The sequence below is a fragment of the Nocardiopsis flavescens genome, assembly GCF_900141985.1.
Lineage (GTDB): Bacteria > Actinomycetota > Actinomycetes > Streptosporangiales > Streptosporangiaceae > Nocardiopsis > Nocardiopsis flavescens.
The window spans coordinates 136,419-150,531 of record NZ_FQZK01000004.1; the positions used below are offsets into that span (position 1 = coordinate 136,419).

Sequence of the window (14,113 nt, forward strand, 5' to 3'; positions counted from 1 at the left end):
AGAGGTCCCCCGGACGTGGCCAAGAAGCTGTCCTACGCCGACGCGTTGAAGATCCTGGGAAAGAACGACTCCGAGGTCCTGGACCTGGCCGAGAAACTGGCCGACGGGGGGCTGGGGGCGCTGGGGGTCCCGGACCTGTTCGGTATCAGAAGCGCGGTGGTGGGCAGGGGCCGCAAGGCTCTGGAGGGCATGCGGGGCAAGCTCAGGGGCGAGAGCCGGATGTCCCGCACGGAGAAGATCCTGGCGGCGGAGCGGATCCTGGTCGTCGTGTCCTTCTTCGAGGCCGTGGAGGAGGCGTGGGAGCGAACGGGTATGCCTTTCCCGTTCAGCGACCTGGAGATCACCGCCGAGGAACAACTCGGTATGTCGGATGCGCTCACCGAGGACGCCTGGGTGGTGCTGCCCACGCTCATCGAGCGGTGGAGCCCCAACACACGACGGCTTTCAGCCGGCCAGATCGAACAGGAAGAACACGAAAATCGTTTCTCCGAACTGAATTCGAGCTTTATGCGAATGATTCCCGGACTGGCCGTGGCCGAGGAAAACGGAATCAGCGGAACGAACGATCCCCGTCTCGTCGCCCTGGACGCACATATCGACAGAATCTGCGAACTCCGTTACAGCGAGCGCAGACGGGCACTCGCGGCGGAGATCCCGGAGTTCGCCCTGTGGACGCGCGAGCAGGAGCATGAACTCACCCGTCGCCGGTTGGACACGGGGCTGGCCGAAGTGGGGCGCCGGCTGGAGCGGATCGCCTGCCAACGCCCCCTGAACCGCCGGCGGCAGGAACTGGCCCGTATTTACCGGGCCGCGCTCCGGCAACCGCTTCTTCCTTCTGGAGACACGAACCGGGATCTGGTCCTTCCCTCCTTGCAAGAGGCGTACATCCCTCCGGGTGGTCGCATCACCTGGCCCGAAGCCGGTCCGATCTCTTCCGAAAGCTGGTGGCAGCGGGTCGAACCCACCGATGACCTCGAAGGTTTCATAGCCGCTCACCTGGCCCACCCCGACGCCACCGACTACCCCACGGTCCTGCTGGGGCACCCCGGCGCGGGCAAGTCCAAATTCACCGAGATGCTCGCCGCGCAACTCCCGCCCTCGGACTTCCTTCCACTGCGAGTGGAACTGCGATCATTGCCCCCCAACGCACCGATTCATGTGCAGATCGAGCAAGGGCTGGCGCAGATCCTGAACACCCGGGTGTCCTGGCGGGAACTGGTGGACTCCGCGGACGGAACACTGCCGGTCATCATCCTGGACGGGTTCGACGAACTCCTCCAGGCCACCGGCGTCGACCGCTCCGACTACCTGGAGCGCGTCCAAGAGTTCCAGCAGCAACAGGAGGCCATGGGCCTGCCCGTGGTCGTCATCGTCACCACCCGCACCGTCGTCGCCGACCGCGCCCGCTTCCCCGACGGCACCACCGTCATCAGGCTGGAGCCCTTCGACGAACCCCGGATCGACAGGTTCCTGCAAGCCTGGAACCGGGCCGATTCCGGGCTCCGGCCCTCCAAAGGATCGGAACGAATCAACCTCAAGGCACTTCTCCGTTATCGGGAACTCGCGGTGCACCCTTTGTTGTTGGTGATGCTGCTCATCTACGACGCCGAGGACGGGGCGCTGCGCCGAGCCGAACAACACCTCACTCACGGTGAACTGTACGAGCGGCTGCTCACCCGGTTCGCCGCGCGCGAGGTGTCCAAACACGGGGCCGCACTCAACCGCGACGGCTTCGACCGTGCGGTCCAGGACGAGCTGCGCCGCCTGGAGGTGGCCGCCCTGGCGATGTTCAACAGGCGGCGGCAGCACGTGACCGCGGACGAGCTGGACCGGGACCTGGCCGCCCTGATGCCGGGCGGTCCCCCGGAAGCGGCCGATCCGGACCTGCACGGCCGGATCGCCCCCGCCCACCGGCTGCTGGGCCGGTTCTTCTTCGTGCACGAGGCACGGGCGCAGGCCCGGGACGGTACGTCGAGCGTCTTCGAGTTCCTGCACGCCACCTTCGGCGAGTACCTGGTGTCCCGCGCGGTGGTCTCGGCGCTGGACTACCTGAACGAGGCCCGGGCCCTGGCCCGGAAGAGGCGGGGGTCGGCACAGGGCGCGGACGACGGAGAACTGTACGCCCTGCTGTCCTTCGCCTGCCTGACCGGCCGCGAGAAGATCACCGACTTCCTGGCGGAGGAACTGGGGAGGAGGTTCCCGCCGGGGACGCAAGCGCGGGCGATGTGCTCCGCGCTGCTCGTCGACCTGTTCCAGGAGGCGCCGTTCCCGGACCCCGGCCGCTCCCACGGGGGCTACGCGCCCGCGCGCCTGCCGGTCACACGCCGGCAGGGCAACTACACCGCGAATCTCATCGTGCTGCTGACCCTGGTGGGCGACCGGCCGGTGGACCTGCGGGAACTGTTCCCGGACGCGCCCAACCCGCTGCCCGAATGGCGCAACATGGCGGGGATCTGGCGCGCGCTGCACAGCTCCGAGTGGTTCGGCTTCCTCAACGCGGTGCGGGTGCGCCACCTGGGCGGCTGGGACCGGGAGGACCGCAGGTCGCTGGTCTCCCGGGACCGGGGGGAACCGGTGAACGCGGGCGAGTGCATCGGCTTCGAGCTGTACACCGACGTGGACGTGCGGCCCGACGTGCTCGACCCCTACGAGGTGCGGCTGCCGTTCGCGTCCACCTCGTCCCGCATGCTGCGCTCCACCGCCATGCGGGTCAACGGGACCAACGCGCGCACGGTGCTGGGCCTGCTGCCCTACCTGTACCGGATCTCGGACGACCTGGGGTCCTGGTACACCGACCGGGACAGCGACAAGGCCTGGCTGGAGGCGCACGAACTCCTGCGGCTGCGCCTGGAGCCGCCGGACCTGGCCCCGGGGCGCCGCCTGGACGGTTACCGGCGGCTGCTCTCCTCCAGCACCCTGGGCCCGCTCGAATTCCTGGTGCTGCGGCAGGCCGCCGAGGACCTGCGGTGGTCCGACGACGCGGCCGTCGAAGACAGGGAACCGCTCTGCGCCGTGATCCGGCACTACCTGGACCGGGTCCGCACCGTGGCACCGGGCGCCGCGTCGTCGGCGCGCGCCGTCCACGCGGTCCTGACGTCCCTGCTGGAGGACTTCCCTGCCTACCAGCGGTCGAAGAACCCGGGGGAGGCGGTGACGCGGGTCCGCGCTCTCGTGGACAGGGCCTTCTCCCCCTCTTTCTCGGACAAGCGGACCCCGCCTCCGACCCACCCCGACCGGACCGGGATCATCCTCGGTCCAGCCGGCAGCGGGGAGCACTGAACCCGCGGCCCCGTCCCCGAGTCCCACCCCACGGGGCGGCGTTCCCCGGCACGGACGCCGTCCCGGCGCCCCGCCCCACCCCTGCTGATCCCCGAAAGGCCCCCACGTGGCGAAGAAGCTGTCCTACGCGGACGCCCTGAAGATCCTCGGCAAGAAGGACTCCGATGCCTGGGACCTGGCCGAGCGGCTCGCCGACGGCGGCCTGGGCATGCTCGGCGTCCCCGACCTGTTCGGGCTGCGGAGCCTGCTGGTGGGCAAGGGCCGCGAGGCGGTGGAGGGCATCCGCGACCACCTGCGCGGGGAGAGCCGCCTGTCCCGGACCGAGCGCATCCTCGCCGCGGAGCGCGTCCTGGCGGCGGTCGCCTTCCTGGAGTCCCTGGACGAGGTCTGGGAGGCCTCCGGCGCCCCGCTCACCCTGGACGAGCTGGGGTTCTCCCCCGAGGACCGGGCCGCCCTGTTCGAGCCCCTGCTGACCCCCGGGCAGCCCGGCCGGGTCGCCCTGCCCTACCGCTGGAACCTCGACGCCGCCCAGGAGGCCGTCGACGGCGCCGCGTTGGAGGGGACCGCTCCGCCCGAGGCCCCGTGGACGTCCGCGCGCGCCCCCCGAGCGGACGAGCTGGCCCGCCAGGAGTACTTCTACGGCCTGGCCGAGGCCTTCCGGGACGCGGTGCCCCGGGTGGCGGCGGCCCGCGAGCACGGCGTCGACACCCCCGACCACCCGCTGCTGGCCGAGGTCGCCCGGGAGCTGGGCGAGCGGGCGACCGAGCGGTTCGCCGAACTCCACCGAGGCCTGGCCGTGGACGTCCCGGAGTTCGCGCTGTGGGCGCACGAGCGCGAGCACGCGCGCACCCGCGCCACCGTCGACGACGGCCTGGGCGAGCTGCGCCACCTGCTGGCGACGGTGGCCTCGGACCGGCCGGTGGACCGGCGCCGGGAGGAGCTGTTCGCCGCGCACCGGGCGGTGCTGGAGCGCCCCGTGCTGCGCGCCTCCGACGTGCCGCCCGGGCTGGTGCTGCCCTCGCTGGACGAGGCCTACGTGCCCCCGCGCGGGCGCATCGCGGTCGTCACCGCCAACGCCGTCCCCTCCTCCGAGGAGTGGTGGGGCCTGCACCGCCCGGTGGACGACCTGGGCGCGTTCATCGCCGCCCACCTGACCCACCCCGACGCCACCGACCGGCCCACCGTCGTCCTGGGGCACCCGGGGGCGGGCAAGTCCAAGTTCACGGAGGTGCTGGCCGCCCGGCTGCCCGCCTCCGACTTCCTGCCGGTGCGGGTGGAGCTGCGGGCGGTGAGCCCCAACTCCCCCATCCACGTGCAGATCGAGGAGGGGCTGGCCGCCGCCCTGCACACGCGCGTCTCCTGGCGGGAGCTGGCCGACTCGGCCGACGGGGCGCTCCCGGTCATCATCCTGGACGGGTTCGACGAACTCCTCCAGGCCACCGGCGTCGACCGCTCCGACTACCTGGAGCGCGTCCAAGAGTTCCAGCAGCAACAGGAGGCCATGGGCCTGCCCGTGGTCGTCATCGTCACCACCCGCACCGTCGTCGCCGACCGCGCCCGCTTCCCGCTGGGGACGACCGTGATCAGGCTGGAGCCCTTCGACGAGGCGCGGATCGCCCGCCTGGTGGGGGTGTGGAACCGGGCCAACGGCCGCGCGGCGATCACCGGCGGGGAGCGGTCCGCGGAGCTGACCACCGAGGCGGTGCTGCGCTACCGGGACATGGCGGAGCAGCCGCTGCTGCTCATGATGCTGCTCATCTACGACGCCGAGGACGGGGCGCTGCGCCGCACCGGGCGGCACCTCACCCACGGGCAGCTGTACGAGCGGCTGCTCGCCATGTTCGCCCGCCGGGAGGTGGACAAGCACCACTCCGGGCTGGGCAGGGACGGCCTCGCGGAGGCCGTGGAGGGCGAGCTGCGCCGCCTGGAGGTGGCGGCGCTGGCGATGTTCACCCGGCGCAAGCAGAACGTGAGCGCCGAGGAGCTGGACCGCGACCTGGCGGTCCTGCTGCCCGACGCCGCCCTGGACCCCGACGACACCGGGATGCACGGCCGGATCGACCCGGCGCACCAGGTGCTGGGCCGGTTCTTCTTCGTCCACGAGGCGCGGGCCCGGACCTCCGAGGGCACGGCGAGCGTGTTCGAGTTCCTGCACGCCACCTTCGGGGAGTACCTGGTCGCCCGCGCGGTGGACGCGGCGCTGGAGGAACTGGACGCCAGCCGCTCGCAGGCCTCGCGGCGGCGTGGCCGGACGCGGCGCGTCGACGACGGCGAGCTGTACGCGCTGCTGTCGTTCGCCTGCCTGCCGGGGCGGGAGAAGGTCCCGGAGTTCCTGTCCGAGCTGCTGGAGCGGCGGTTCGCCGACGACGCGGGGCTGCGCGGCGACTACTCCGACCTGCTGGTGGAGCTGTTCCGGGAGGCGCCGTTCCCGGCGGCCAACCGCTCCTACGCCGGGTTCGAGCCCGCGCGCCTGCCGGTGACGGTCCGCCAGGCCAACTACACGGCCAACCTCATCGTGCTGCTGGTCCTGGTGCGCGGGACCGACGACCCGGTCGACCTGCGGGAGCTGTTCCCCGAGCCGGCGGAGGCGCTCACGGAGTGGCGCAACACGGTGGGGGTCTGGCGCTCCCTGCACAGCCCGGAGTGGTTCAGCGTGCTGAACGCGGTCCGGCTGCGCCACCTGGAGTCCTGGACCCGGCAGGGCAGCCACGCGGTGCTGTGCCGGGAGGAGGGGGACCCGGTGAACGTCGGCGAGTGCATCGGGTACGAGCTGCACACGGACGTGGAGGTCAGGCCCGACGTCCAGGACCCCTACGGGATGACGGTCGCGTTCGACCGTACGATCTCCCGGATGCTGCGCTCCACCTCCCTGCGCGTCAACGGCAGCGGGGCCCGCGTCCTGCTCGGCCTGCTCCCGTACCTGAGCCAGGCCCACGGCGACCTGGGGGCCTGGTTCCTGGACCCCGAGGGCGACAGCGCCTGGCTGGAGCCGCACGAGGTGCTGAAGCTGCGCCTGTCGCCGCCGCACGTGGAGCCCGAACGGCGGCTGGACGCCTACCGCCGCCTGCTCACCTCGACCCAGCTGGGCCGGATCGAGCTGCTGGTGCTGCGGCAGGCGGCCGAGGACGCGCGCTGGCCGGGCACCGCGAACGAGGCGGAGTACTCGCCGCTGCGGCGGGTGATCCGCGAGTTCCTGGCCGGGGTGGACTCCGTGGTCTCGGGGAACCTGCTGCGCAAGGACGCGGTCGCCCCGGTGCTGGACCTGTTCCCCGCGGGGTTCCTCGCCGACGACGCGGTGCGGCGGGTCATCGCCCTCGTCGACCAGGAGAACCCCCAGCGCGGGCGGCGCACCCGCGTCCACGCCCACCTGCGGTAGCGGACGGCCCGGGGGCGCCCGGCGGGCGGTGGCCCCGCCTCCCGCCGGGCGCGGGCGGACGGCGGGCCGTCCCCGCGGGACCGCGGACCGTGAACGGGCCCGGGGCCTGCGGGTCCGCGGACCGAGGGCGGAGCGCCCCCGGCCGCAGAAGGGCCGGGCCGACCGTGCCTGCCCGGCGGAGCCGATACGCGCCCGCTCCGCCGCCTTCCTCCGCCGCGGCTCACCGGCAGCACGACTTTTCGCGGCGTCCCCGCGGTTCGGGGGCGCCGCGGCGCCCCCTACGGGCCCGCTCGGCGGGCAGCGGCCGTGACCCGCTCCACCAGGGCCGGCAGCGCCCGGCCGATGGGCTCGTGCAGGACCGCGGACGCGAAGTCGTCGTAGGGCGTCTCCTCGCCGTTGACGACGACCAGCGAGGCACCCGCCATCATCGCCATGTCGCACAGCCCCGCCACCGGGTGGACCGTCAGCGAGGTGCCGACGGCCAGGAACACGTCGCAGTCGCGGGTGGCCCGTGTGGCGGCCTGGACGACGTCCGGGTCCAGGTTCTGGCCGAACGAGACCGTGTCCGACTTCTGGATGCCGCCGCAGTCCGCGCACCGGGGGTCGGACTCCTCGTCCAGCCGGGCCAGCACCTCGGGGGTGGGGGTGCGCCGCCCGCAGGACAGGCACCGCACCCACAGCATCGTCCCGTGCACCTCCACCACCCGTTCGGCGGACACCCCGCCGCGCTGGTGCAGGCCGTCGATGTTCTGCGTGATGAGGGCGCGCAGCCGGCCGGTGCGCTCCAGGTCCGCCAGGGCGCGGTGGGCGGCGTTGGGCTCGGCGTCCCACACCTGGTGGGCGCGGCGCTGGGACCACACCTGGCGCCGCACGTCCACGTCGCCCGTGTACAGGGTGATGTCGGCCTGGGCCTGGGCGTCGGGGTCGGTGGTCCACACGCCGTGGGGGCCGCGGAAGTCGGGGATGCCCGAGTCGGTGGACACGCCCGCGCCGGTGAGGACCGTGATGCGGTCCGCCTCCTCCAGGAGTCCGGCGGCCCGCTCGAACGCCCCGGGATCGGCGAACGCCGTGGAATCTGTGGTCAACGCGGCCCTACCTCGCTCTCACTCCGGCTCGGTGCCGGCCCTCCCCCGGTCGGCGGGGGGCGGCCCCGTGCACCCGTAGCACACCCTAGCCTCGGAATGCACACGAAAGCGCGCGGGACCGACACCCCTCCGATGCACACGAGAAGGGCAAAGGGTGCGAAAATCAGCACGATCATGAAGCAGCCGTCCTACATCCTCGTGGTCAACGGGACCAAGGTGCAGCGCCCCGTCTTCCTTTTGGGCGCTCCCCACTCAGGTGTCCCCGAGATCGCCCGCGCCCTGTCCCGGGCCCCCGGATTCCATATGAGCGCGGGCTCCTCCGGCGTGCTCAACGCCGTGTACGCCGTCGCGCGAAGACCCTCGCTGGCCCTGGAGAAGGTGTCGGGCACGGCCAGCCTCCTGCGGGAGGCCTACGCCGAGTCCTGGCAGCTCACCCCGCTGACCTGTCCGCACTGCGCCGGGCGGTGGGAGCGGGTCCCCGCCAGCGCCTCCGCCGAGCCGTGCGAGCACAGCGCGCAGGTGAGCCGGTACGGGGACGCCAGCCCCGACCTGCTGTTCAGCGCCCAGGCCCTCCAGGCGGCCTTCCCCGACGCCCTGTTCGTGCAGGTGATCCGGGACGGGAGGGACGTCATCGCGGAGATGCTGGACGACGAGCGGTCGCTGGCCTGGCTCAAACCCAGCTTCACGAAGCTGGACCACGAGTTCCCCAACCACTTCTTCGGGCTGGAGGACGCCTCCGACCTGGAGGCCTTCGGGGACGGGTCGGTGGAGGCCAAGTGCGCGATGCGCTGGCGGGGCGCGGTGCGCATGTCGGCGGCGCTGCGGCGCGGCATCGACACGGACCGGCTGCTGACCCTGCGCTACGAGGACCTGCACGGCGGCGAGGTGCAGACCGCCAAGCGGCTGCGGGAGTTCACCGGGGCCCGGGTGTCGGCGTCGGAGCTGCTGATCGAGCGCTCCTGGCGGGTGGGCGCGTGGCGGGAGCGGCTGTCCCGGGACCAGCACGCGGACGTGGTGGAGGTGGCGGGGCTGGAGCTGTCCCGCCTCGGCTACCTGTGACCCGGCCCGCGCCCGGGTGCCGGGGCGGCGGGGCCGCCCCGGGCCGCGCGGCCCGGGTTCAGGGCGCGCCGTGGGCGGTGAGCAGGGCGTCGGCGGCGGCCCGGGCCGTGCGCACGGCGTCGGGCACCCCCGTGACGGTGCGGGCGAGGACGGCCCCCTCGTGCAGCATGGTGAGGGTGTCGCCCAGCGGGCCGGGGTCGCGGGCGCCCGCCTCCCGGGCGAGGCCGGTGTACAGCTCCCGCAGCCACCGCTTCTGCCCCTCGGCCACGGCGCGGCCGGGGTGCCCGGGGTCGGCCAGCTCGGCGTAGGCGTTGACCATGGCGCAGCCGCGCGGGCCGTCCCGCTCCAGCCACTCCTCCAGGGCGTCGAAGGTGGCGGCCACGCGCCCGCGCGGGTCGGGCACCGGTTCCGTCCGGGACTCCAGGTGGGCGCGCCAGCGCTCGTCGCGGGCGCGGAGGTAGCGGGCGACCAGCGCGGCCTTGGAGCCGAACCGGTCGTAGACGGTCTTCTTGGTCACCCCGGCGCGCTCGGCGACGAGGTCCATGCCGACGGTGTTGATCCCCCGCGTGTAGAACAGGTCCTCGGCGGCGTCCAGGATGCGGCGGGCGGCCGGCGTGAGCGGGCGGGCGGCACGGTCCTGCGGTGTCCGGGTGGCGGTCATCACTCCTCCTCGGGGCGGGCGCTATATCGCGAGTATACCGACCGGTGTGTTTACCTGTGGGCCGAAGGAACGAACCGGACGGAAAAGGGAGGTCGGCCGATGCGCTACGCGTTCGTCCCGGTCGTGATCGCCGCGGGCCTGGTGGTGATGTGGAGCTCGGGGTTCGTGGGGGCCGAGCTGGGCACCCGGTACGCACCCGCGGAGACGCTGCTGGCCTGGCGGTTCCTGGCGATCGCGGGCCCCCTGGCCGTGTGGGGCCTGTGGATCCACACCCGCGCGCGGCGGGCGCCCGTGCCGGAGCCCGCGGAGGCGGCCGGGGGCACGGGCCGGCGCACCGGGCGGATGACCGGCCGGGACGCGGCCGGGCACGCCGCGGTGGGCGCCCTGGCCCAGGCCGGGTTCCTGTACGGGGTGTACGCCGCCTCCGCGGCGGGGGCCGCCGCGGGGACGGTCGCGCTGATCGCCGCGCTGCAACCGCTGGTCGCCACGGCGCTGGCGGTGCCCCTGCTCGGGGAGCGCGTCCGGCCCCGCCAGGCCGTCGGGCTGGCCCTGGGGCTGGCCGGGGTCGCCCTCGTGGTGGGCGCGGACCTGCGCGCCCCCGGCGCCGCCCCCTGGTGGGCGTACGCCCTGCCGGTCGGGGCGATGCTGTCCCTGGTGGCGGCGACCCTGCTGGAGCGGCGGCTGCGGCCCGGCGGGACCGCGGTCCAGGCGCTGGCCGTGCAGTGCGGGGTGAGCGCCGTGCTGTTCACCGCCCTGGCGGCGGGGACCGGGACGCTCGCCCCGCCCGCCGACCCCGGGTTCTGGGCGGCGGTCGCCTGGGTCGTGGTGCTGTCGACCCTGGGCGGCTACGGCCTGTACTGGGCGGCCCTGGCGCGCTTCGGGGTGGCCCGGGTGTCGGCGCTGCTGTACCTGACGCCGCCGACCACCCTGCTGTGGAGCCTGCTGATGTTCGGCGACCCGGTCGGCGCGGGCGCGCTGGCCGGAATGGCCGTCTGCGCGGCGGCGGTCGCCCTGGTGGCGGGCGGCCGCGGCCCCGCGGGGCCGCGGCCGGCGCGGCTCAGGCGGGTTCCCGCTCCCGCGGGTCGCCGGGGTCCTCGGGACCCGGCCCCGCGCTGACCACGGGGCCGGACGACTCCTCGATGCCCTCCAGCATCTCCCGGGTCTCGTCGTCCTCCCCCGGGTCCGCCGTGTCGCGGACGTCGGGGACCACCGCGGTGCACACGATCTGGACCAGCGCGGCCGGGTCGATGAGCTCGGTCACCCCGATGACGGCCATCGGCGGGTAGTGACGGCCCATGTGGCGCCGGTACACCGACGCCAGGGTGTTGCCGTTGAGCCGGTAGCCGCGCATGTCGGTGGTGTGGACGCGCATGTCGACGACGTGCCCGGGGTCGGCCCCGGCCACGCGCAGCGCCTCCACGACGTTGCCGAGCGCGCGGTCGAACTGCTGGACCACCCCCTCACCGGTCACCTTGCCGTCGGAGCGGCGGGCGACCTGGCCGCCCACATGGACGACCCGGCCCGGTGTCACCACCAGGGCGTGGGCGAACCCCACGGGGTCGGCGAGGGAGAGCGGGTTGACGATCTTGTGCGGCGTGAGGTCCACCGTCGGGCCCTTCCGGTCTCGGGGAGGCCCACCGGCCCGTGCGGCGGGCTCCCCCTGGGAGCCGGTCGGCCGGGCGGCTACGATGAGCCCATGTCGATCACTTTCCTGCTGTCCGCGCTCGCCCTCGTCGCGGTGCTCGCCCTGTTCGTCTCCATCTTCGTCGGAGGCTTCGTCTACGTCGCGCGCATGAAGCGCCAGGGCACCGAGGCGACCCTGCTGGGCGCGCGCAGGCGCCGCGAGCTGCGCCAGGGCTGAGCCGGGTTCCGCCGGGCCCCCGCCGCTCCCCGGTCCGCGCCGGGTGCCTCCCGGGGGCGCGGCGCAGGCCCCGGGAGCGGTCTGCGGCCCCGCGGGGCGGCGCGCGGTCAGTCGCCGTGGAACACGTCGGGGTCGGGCCCGGTCCTGGTCCCGTCCTCCAGTCCGCCGATGCGCTCCATGTCGTGCTCGGTGAGCTCGAAGTCGAAGACGTCGAAGTTGGCGCGGATGCGGTCGGGCGCCGCCGACTTGGGGATCACGACGTTCCCGAGCTGGATGTGCCAGCGCAGCAGCACCTGGGCGCGCGTGCGCTCGTACTCCGCGGCGATGGCCGTGATGGTGCCGTCGTCGAGGAGGCGGCCGTGGCCGAGCGGGCTCCAGGCCTGCGTGACGATGGAGTGCTCGGCGTCGAACTCGCGCAGCTCCCTCTGGGGCAGCAGCGGGTGCAGCTCGATCTGGTTGACCATGGGCGTGATGCCGCCCTCCTCCATGACCCGCTGCAGGTGCGGGATCTGGAAGTTGGACACGCCGATGGCGCGGGCCCGGCCCTCCACGTACAGGTGCTCCAGCGCCTTCCACGTGGGAACGTACAGGTCGCGGCCGGGCAGCGGCCAGTGGATGAGGTACAGGTCCAGGGTCTCCAGGCCCAGGCGGTCGAGCGTGGCGTCGAAGGCCCGCAGGGTGGAGTCGTAGCCCTGGGCGGAATTGGCGAGCTTGGACGTGACGAACAGGTCGTCGCGGTCCACGCCCGACCGGCGCAGCGCCTCGCCGACGCCGCGCTCGTTGCCGTAGGCGGCGGCCGTGTCGATACTGCGGTAGCCGGCCTCCAGCGCGGCGGTGACCACCTCCACCGCCTGGTCGTCGGGCACCTGCCACAGGCCCAGGCCCAGCTGCGGTATGCGCAGTCCGTTGTTGAGCGTGAGCTCGGGCACCGTCATCGTTCTCATCGCCGTCATCCCCCGTCGGCCCGCAACGCTTGCGCCGCCCGCCGAAGGGCCGTCGGCGGGCCCGCGGCCTCCCCCAGGCCGCACACTTGGCATACTGCCACGGCGGGCGGCCCCGCCCCGGCGGCTTCGCCGCCGCCGTACTGGCTTTTTACCTGAAAGGCCGGGCTCGACGCCGACGGTCCGGCGGTGGAGGCCTCCCGGCGGGGGGCGGGGGCCGCGCGAGGCGGCCGATCCCGCGGGGCCGGGCCGGGGGCGGGAGGGGAGTGGACATGGCGCGGGAGCGGCGGGCCGCTGTGGGAGCCGACCTGTTGCGGGACCGCGCCGCGCTGGTCGAGCGGATCGTGGCCGAGGTGCACGCCGAGGTGCCCGCGTACCGGGCGCTGCACGGGTCCCAGCTGGCGGAGGTCCGGGCGATCACGGCGTGGCTGGTGACCCGGTCCCTGGAGCTGTGGGTCGCCGGGGCGGACCGGCTGGCCCCCGGCGACGTGGAGCGGCTGCGCGGCATCGGCCGCAGCCGGGCCGCCGACGGCCGCTCGATCGGCGCGGTGGTCCGGGCGCACCGGGTGGGCTCGGCGGCGGCGGTACGGGCGGTCGCCGGGTACGCGGGCGACCGGCTCGGCGCCGCCGACGTGTTCGCTCTGAGCGAACTGTTGATGGCCTCGCTGGACCAGATCTCCGAGAGCCTGGCCGCCGGGCACGCCGAGACGGCCCGCCGGATGGACGCCGACCTGGAGCGGGCGCGGCGCGCGTTCCTGGACGACCTGCTCATCGGCCGCCAGGCCTCGCGCGCCGCCATCCGCGACCGGGCCCGAACCCTGGGCATCGCGCCGCCGGACCCGGGGGTGCTGGTGGTGGCCGGGCGGGCGGGGGACGAGGCCCCGGTGACGGTGTCGGGCGCCCTCGAACTGGCCGCCCGGGTGGGGCCGGCGGGCGGCGAGCCCCTGGTGACCACCCGGTCGGGGCGGGCGGTGCTGCTGCTCTCCCCCGACGACGCCGACCGGGCGGCGCGGGCTCTGGACGGCCGCCCCTGGCGGGGGTGCGTCCCCGCGGCACGGCCGCTGGCGGACGTGTCCGCGGCCTACCGGCTGGCCGACGGGGCGCTGGAGACCGCGCCCGCGCACGCGTTCGGCCCGGGCGGCCTGCTGGGCGAGGCCGACGCCTGCGTGCTGGCCCTGCTCAACGGCGGGCCGGCCACCCCGGACATGGTGCGCCGGGCCGTCCTGGGGCCGCTGCTGGCCGAGTCGGGCGGGCACCTGCTGGAGGCGCTGCGGGCGTACTTCAGAGAAGGCGCGGCGACCGCGGCCGCCGAGTCCCTGCACCTGCACGCCCAGACCCTGCGCTACCGGCTGCGCCGGGTGCGCGAGCTGACCGGCCACGACCCGCACCGGCCGTGGTCGCGGTTCGTCCTGGAGACCGCCTGCGCCATCGCCCCCTGATCAGGAGGGGCCCGCTTCCCCCAGCACCTGGTCGCGGTAGGCCTGGAACTCCTCCCAGCCCCCGCCCTCCTCGGCGAGGAACTCCCCGTCCGAGCAGTCGACGGCGCGGCAGCCCAGGACGGCGGCCAGGCGCAGGGCGGTGTGCACGACGTCGCCGCCGCCCCGGATGTGCAGCATGATGCTCTCGACCGGGTCCTTGCGGCCCATGTTCAGCTCCATCGACCACCCCTGCTCCTCGTCCCGGAGCAGCCCCCAGGCGGGGTCGGACAGGTCCGCTTCGGGGAACGCGGCCCGGATCCGGTGCAGGACCAGGCCCACCGGGCCGACCGCCGGAAGCCGGTGCCCGTCGGGCAGGTCGTCCGGCGAAGCGGCGTCGGCGGGGAAGGGCATCAGTAGAACGTCCCAGCTCACG

General features: G+C 74.2%; 11 protein-coding genes. 6 read left to right on the top strand and 5 right to left on the bottom strand.

Translation table 11 applies throughout. The features are described 5' to 3' along the window. The first annotated feature begins 15 nt into the window (after positions 1 to 15). Positions 16 to 3,279 (top strand): NACHT domain-containing protein, encoded by a 3,264-nt coding sequence (locus tag BUE45_RS09480; protein WP_143173312.1) that lies wholly within the window; start codon positions 16 to 18, stop codon positions 3,277 to 3,279. Positions 3,280 to 3,385: 106 nt separating this feature from the next. Beyond that, complete coding sequence (locus BUE45_RS09485; protein WP_073377803.1) at positions 3,386 to 6,655, top strand: NACHT domain-containing protein; 3,270 nt, start codon at positions 3,386 to 3,388, stop codon at positions 6,653 to 6,655. A 278-nt stretch (positions 6,656 to 6,933) separates the two neighbouring features. Here BUE45_RS09485 and BUE45_RS09490 read toward each other — a convergent pair whose 3' ends face one another. Continuing rightward, complete coding sequence (locus tag BUE45_RS09490; protein ID WP_073377805.1) at positions 6,934 to 7,740, bottom strand: SIR2 family NAD-dependent protein deacylase; 807 nt, start codon at positions 7,738 to 7,740, stop codon at positions 6,934 to 6,936. A gap of 174 nt (positions 7,741 to 7,914) precedes the next feature. Between BUE45_RS09490 and BUE45_RS09495 the strand changes: the two genes are divergently transcribed. Further along, entirely contained in the window at positions 7,915 to 8,799 is an 885-nt protein-coding gene (locus BUE45_RS09495; RefSeq protein WP_073377807.1) for a sulfotransferase family protein, read from the top strand. Between the two features lie 58 nt (positions 8,800 to 8,857). On the opposite strand, the gene BUE45_RS09500 is transcribed toward BUE45_RS09495, so the two are convergent. Next, entirely contained in the window at positions 8,858 to 9,460 is a 603-nt protein-coding gene (locus tag BUE45_RS09500; protein ID WP_073377809.1) for a TetR/AcrR family transcriptional regulator, read from the bottom strand. A 99-nt stretch (positions 9,461 to 9,559) separates the two neighbouring features. Here BUE45_RS09500 and BUE45_RS09505 point away from each other — a divergent pair, with 99 nt between their 5' ends. Next, entirely contained in the window at positions 9,560 to 10,576 is a 1,017-nt protein-coding gene (locus tag BUE45_RS09505; protein WP_073377811.1) for a DMT family transporter, read from the top strand. Here the strand turns inward: BUE45_RS09505 and BUE45_RS09510 are convergent. Beyond that, positions 10,518 to 11,066: a RidA family protein gene (locus BUE45_RS09510; RefSeq protein WP_073377813.1), complete on the bottom strand. Its 549-nt coding sequence runs from the start codon at positions 11,064 to 11,066 to the stop codon at positions 10,518 to 10,520. The two genes, BUE45_RS09505 and BUE45_RS09510, sit on opposite strands and share 59 nt — an antisense overlap. A gap of 90 nt (positions 11,067 to 11,156) precedes the next feature. Between BUE45_RS09510 and BUE45_RS32470 the strand changes: the two genes are divergently transcribed. Continuing rightward, positions 11,157 to 11,321 (top strand): hypothetical protein, encoded by a 165-nt coding sequence (locus tag BUE45_RS32470; protein WP_178378495.1) that lies wholly within the window; start codon positions 11,157 to 11,159, stop codon positions 11,319 to 11,321. A 107-nt stretch (positions 11,322 to 11,428) separates the two neighbouring features. On the opposite strand, the gene BUE45_RS09515 is transcribed toward BUE45_RS32470, so the two are convergent. Beyond that, positions 11,429 to 12,256 carry an aldo/keto reductase gene (locus BUE45_RS09515; protein ID WP_073377815.1) on the bottom strand — a complete coding sequence of 276 codons (828 nt, stop codon included), beginning with the start codon at positions 12,254 to 12,256 and terminating at the stop codon, positions 11,429 to 11,431. Between the two features lie 278 nt (positions 12,257 to 12,534). Between BUE45_RS09515 and BUE45_RS09520 the strand changes: the two genes are divergently transcribed. Beyond that, positions 12,535 to 13,701, top strand: coding sequence for a PucR family transcriptional regulator (locus BUE45_RS09520; protein WP_073378272.1), 1,167 nt, complete (start codon positions 12,535 to 12,537; stop codon positions 13,699 to 13,701). Here BUE45_RS09520 and BUE45_RS09525 read toward each other — a convergent pair whose 3' ends face one another. After that, a complete protein-coding gene (locus tag BUE45_RS09525) occupies positions 13,702 to 14,112 on the bottom strand; it encodes a hypothetical protein (RefSeq protein WP_073377818.1) in 411 nt (136 codons plus the stop codon). Position 14,113 lies beyond the last annotated feature (1 nt).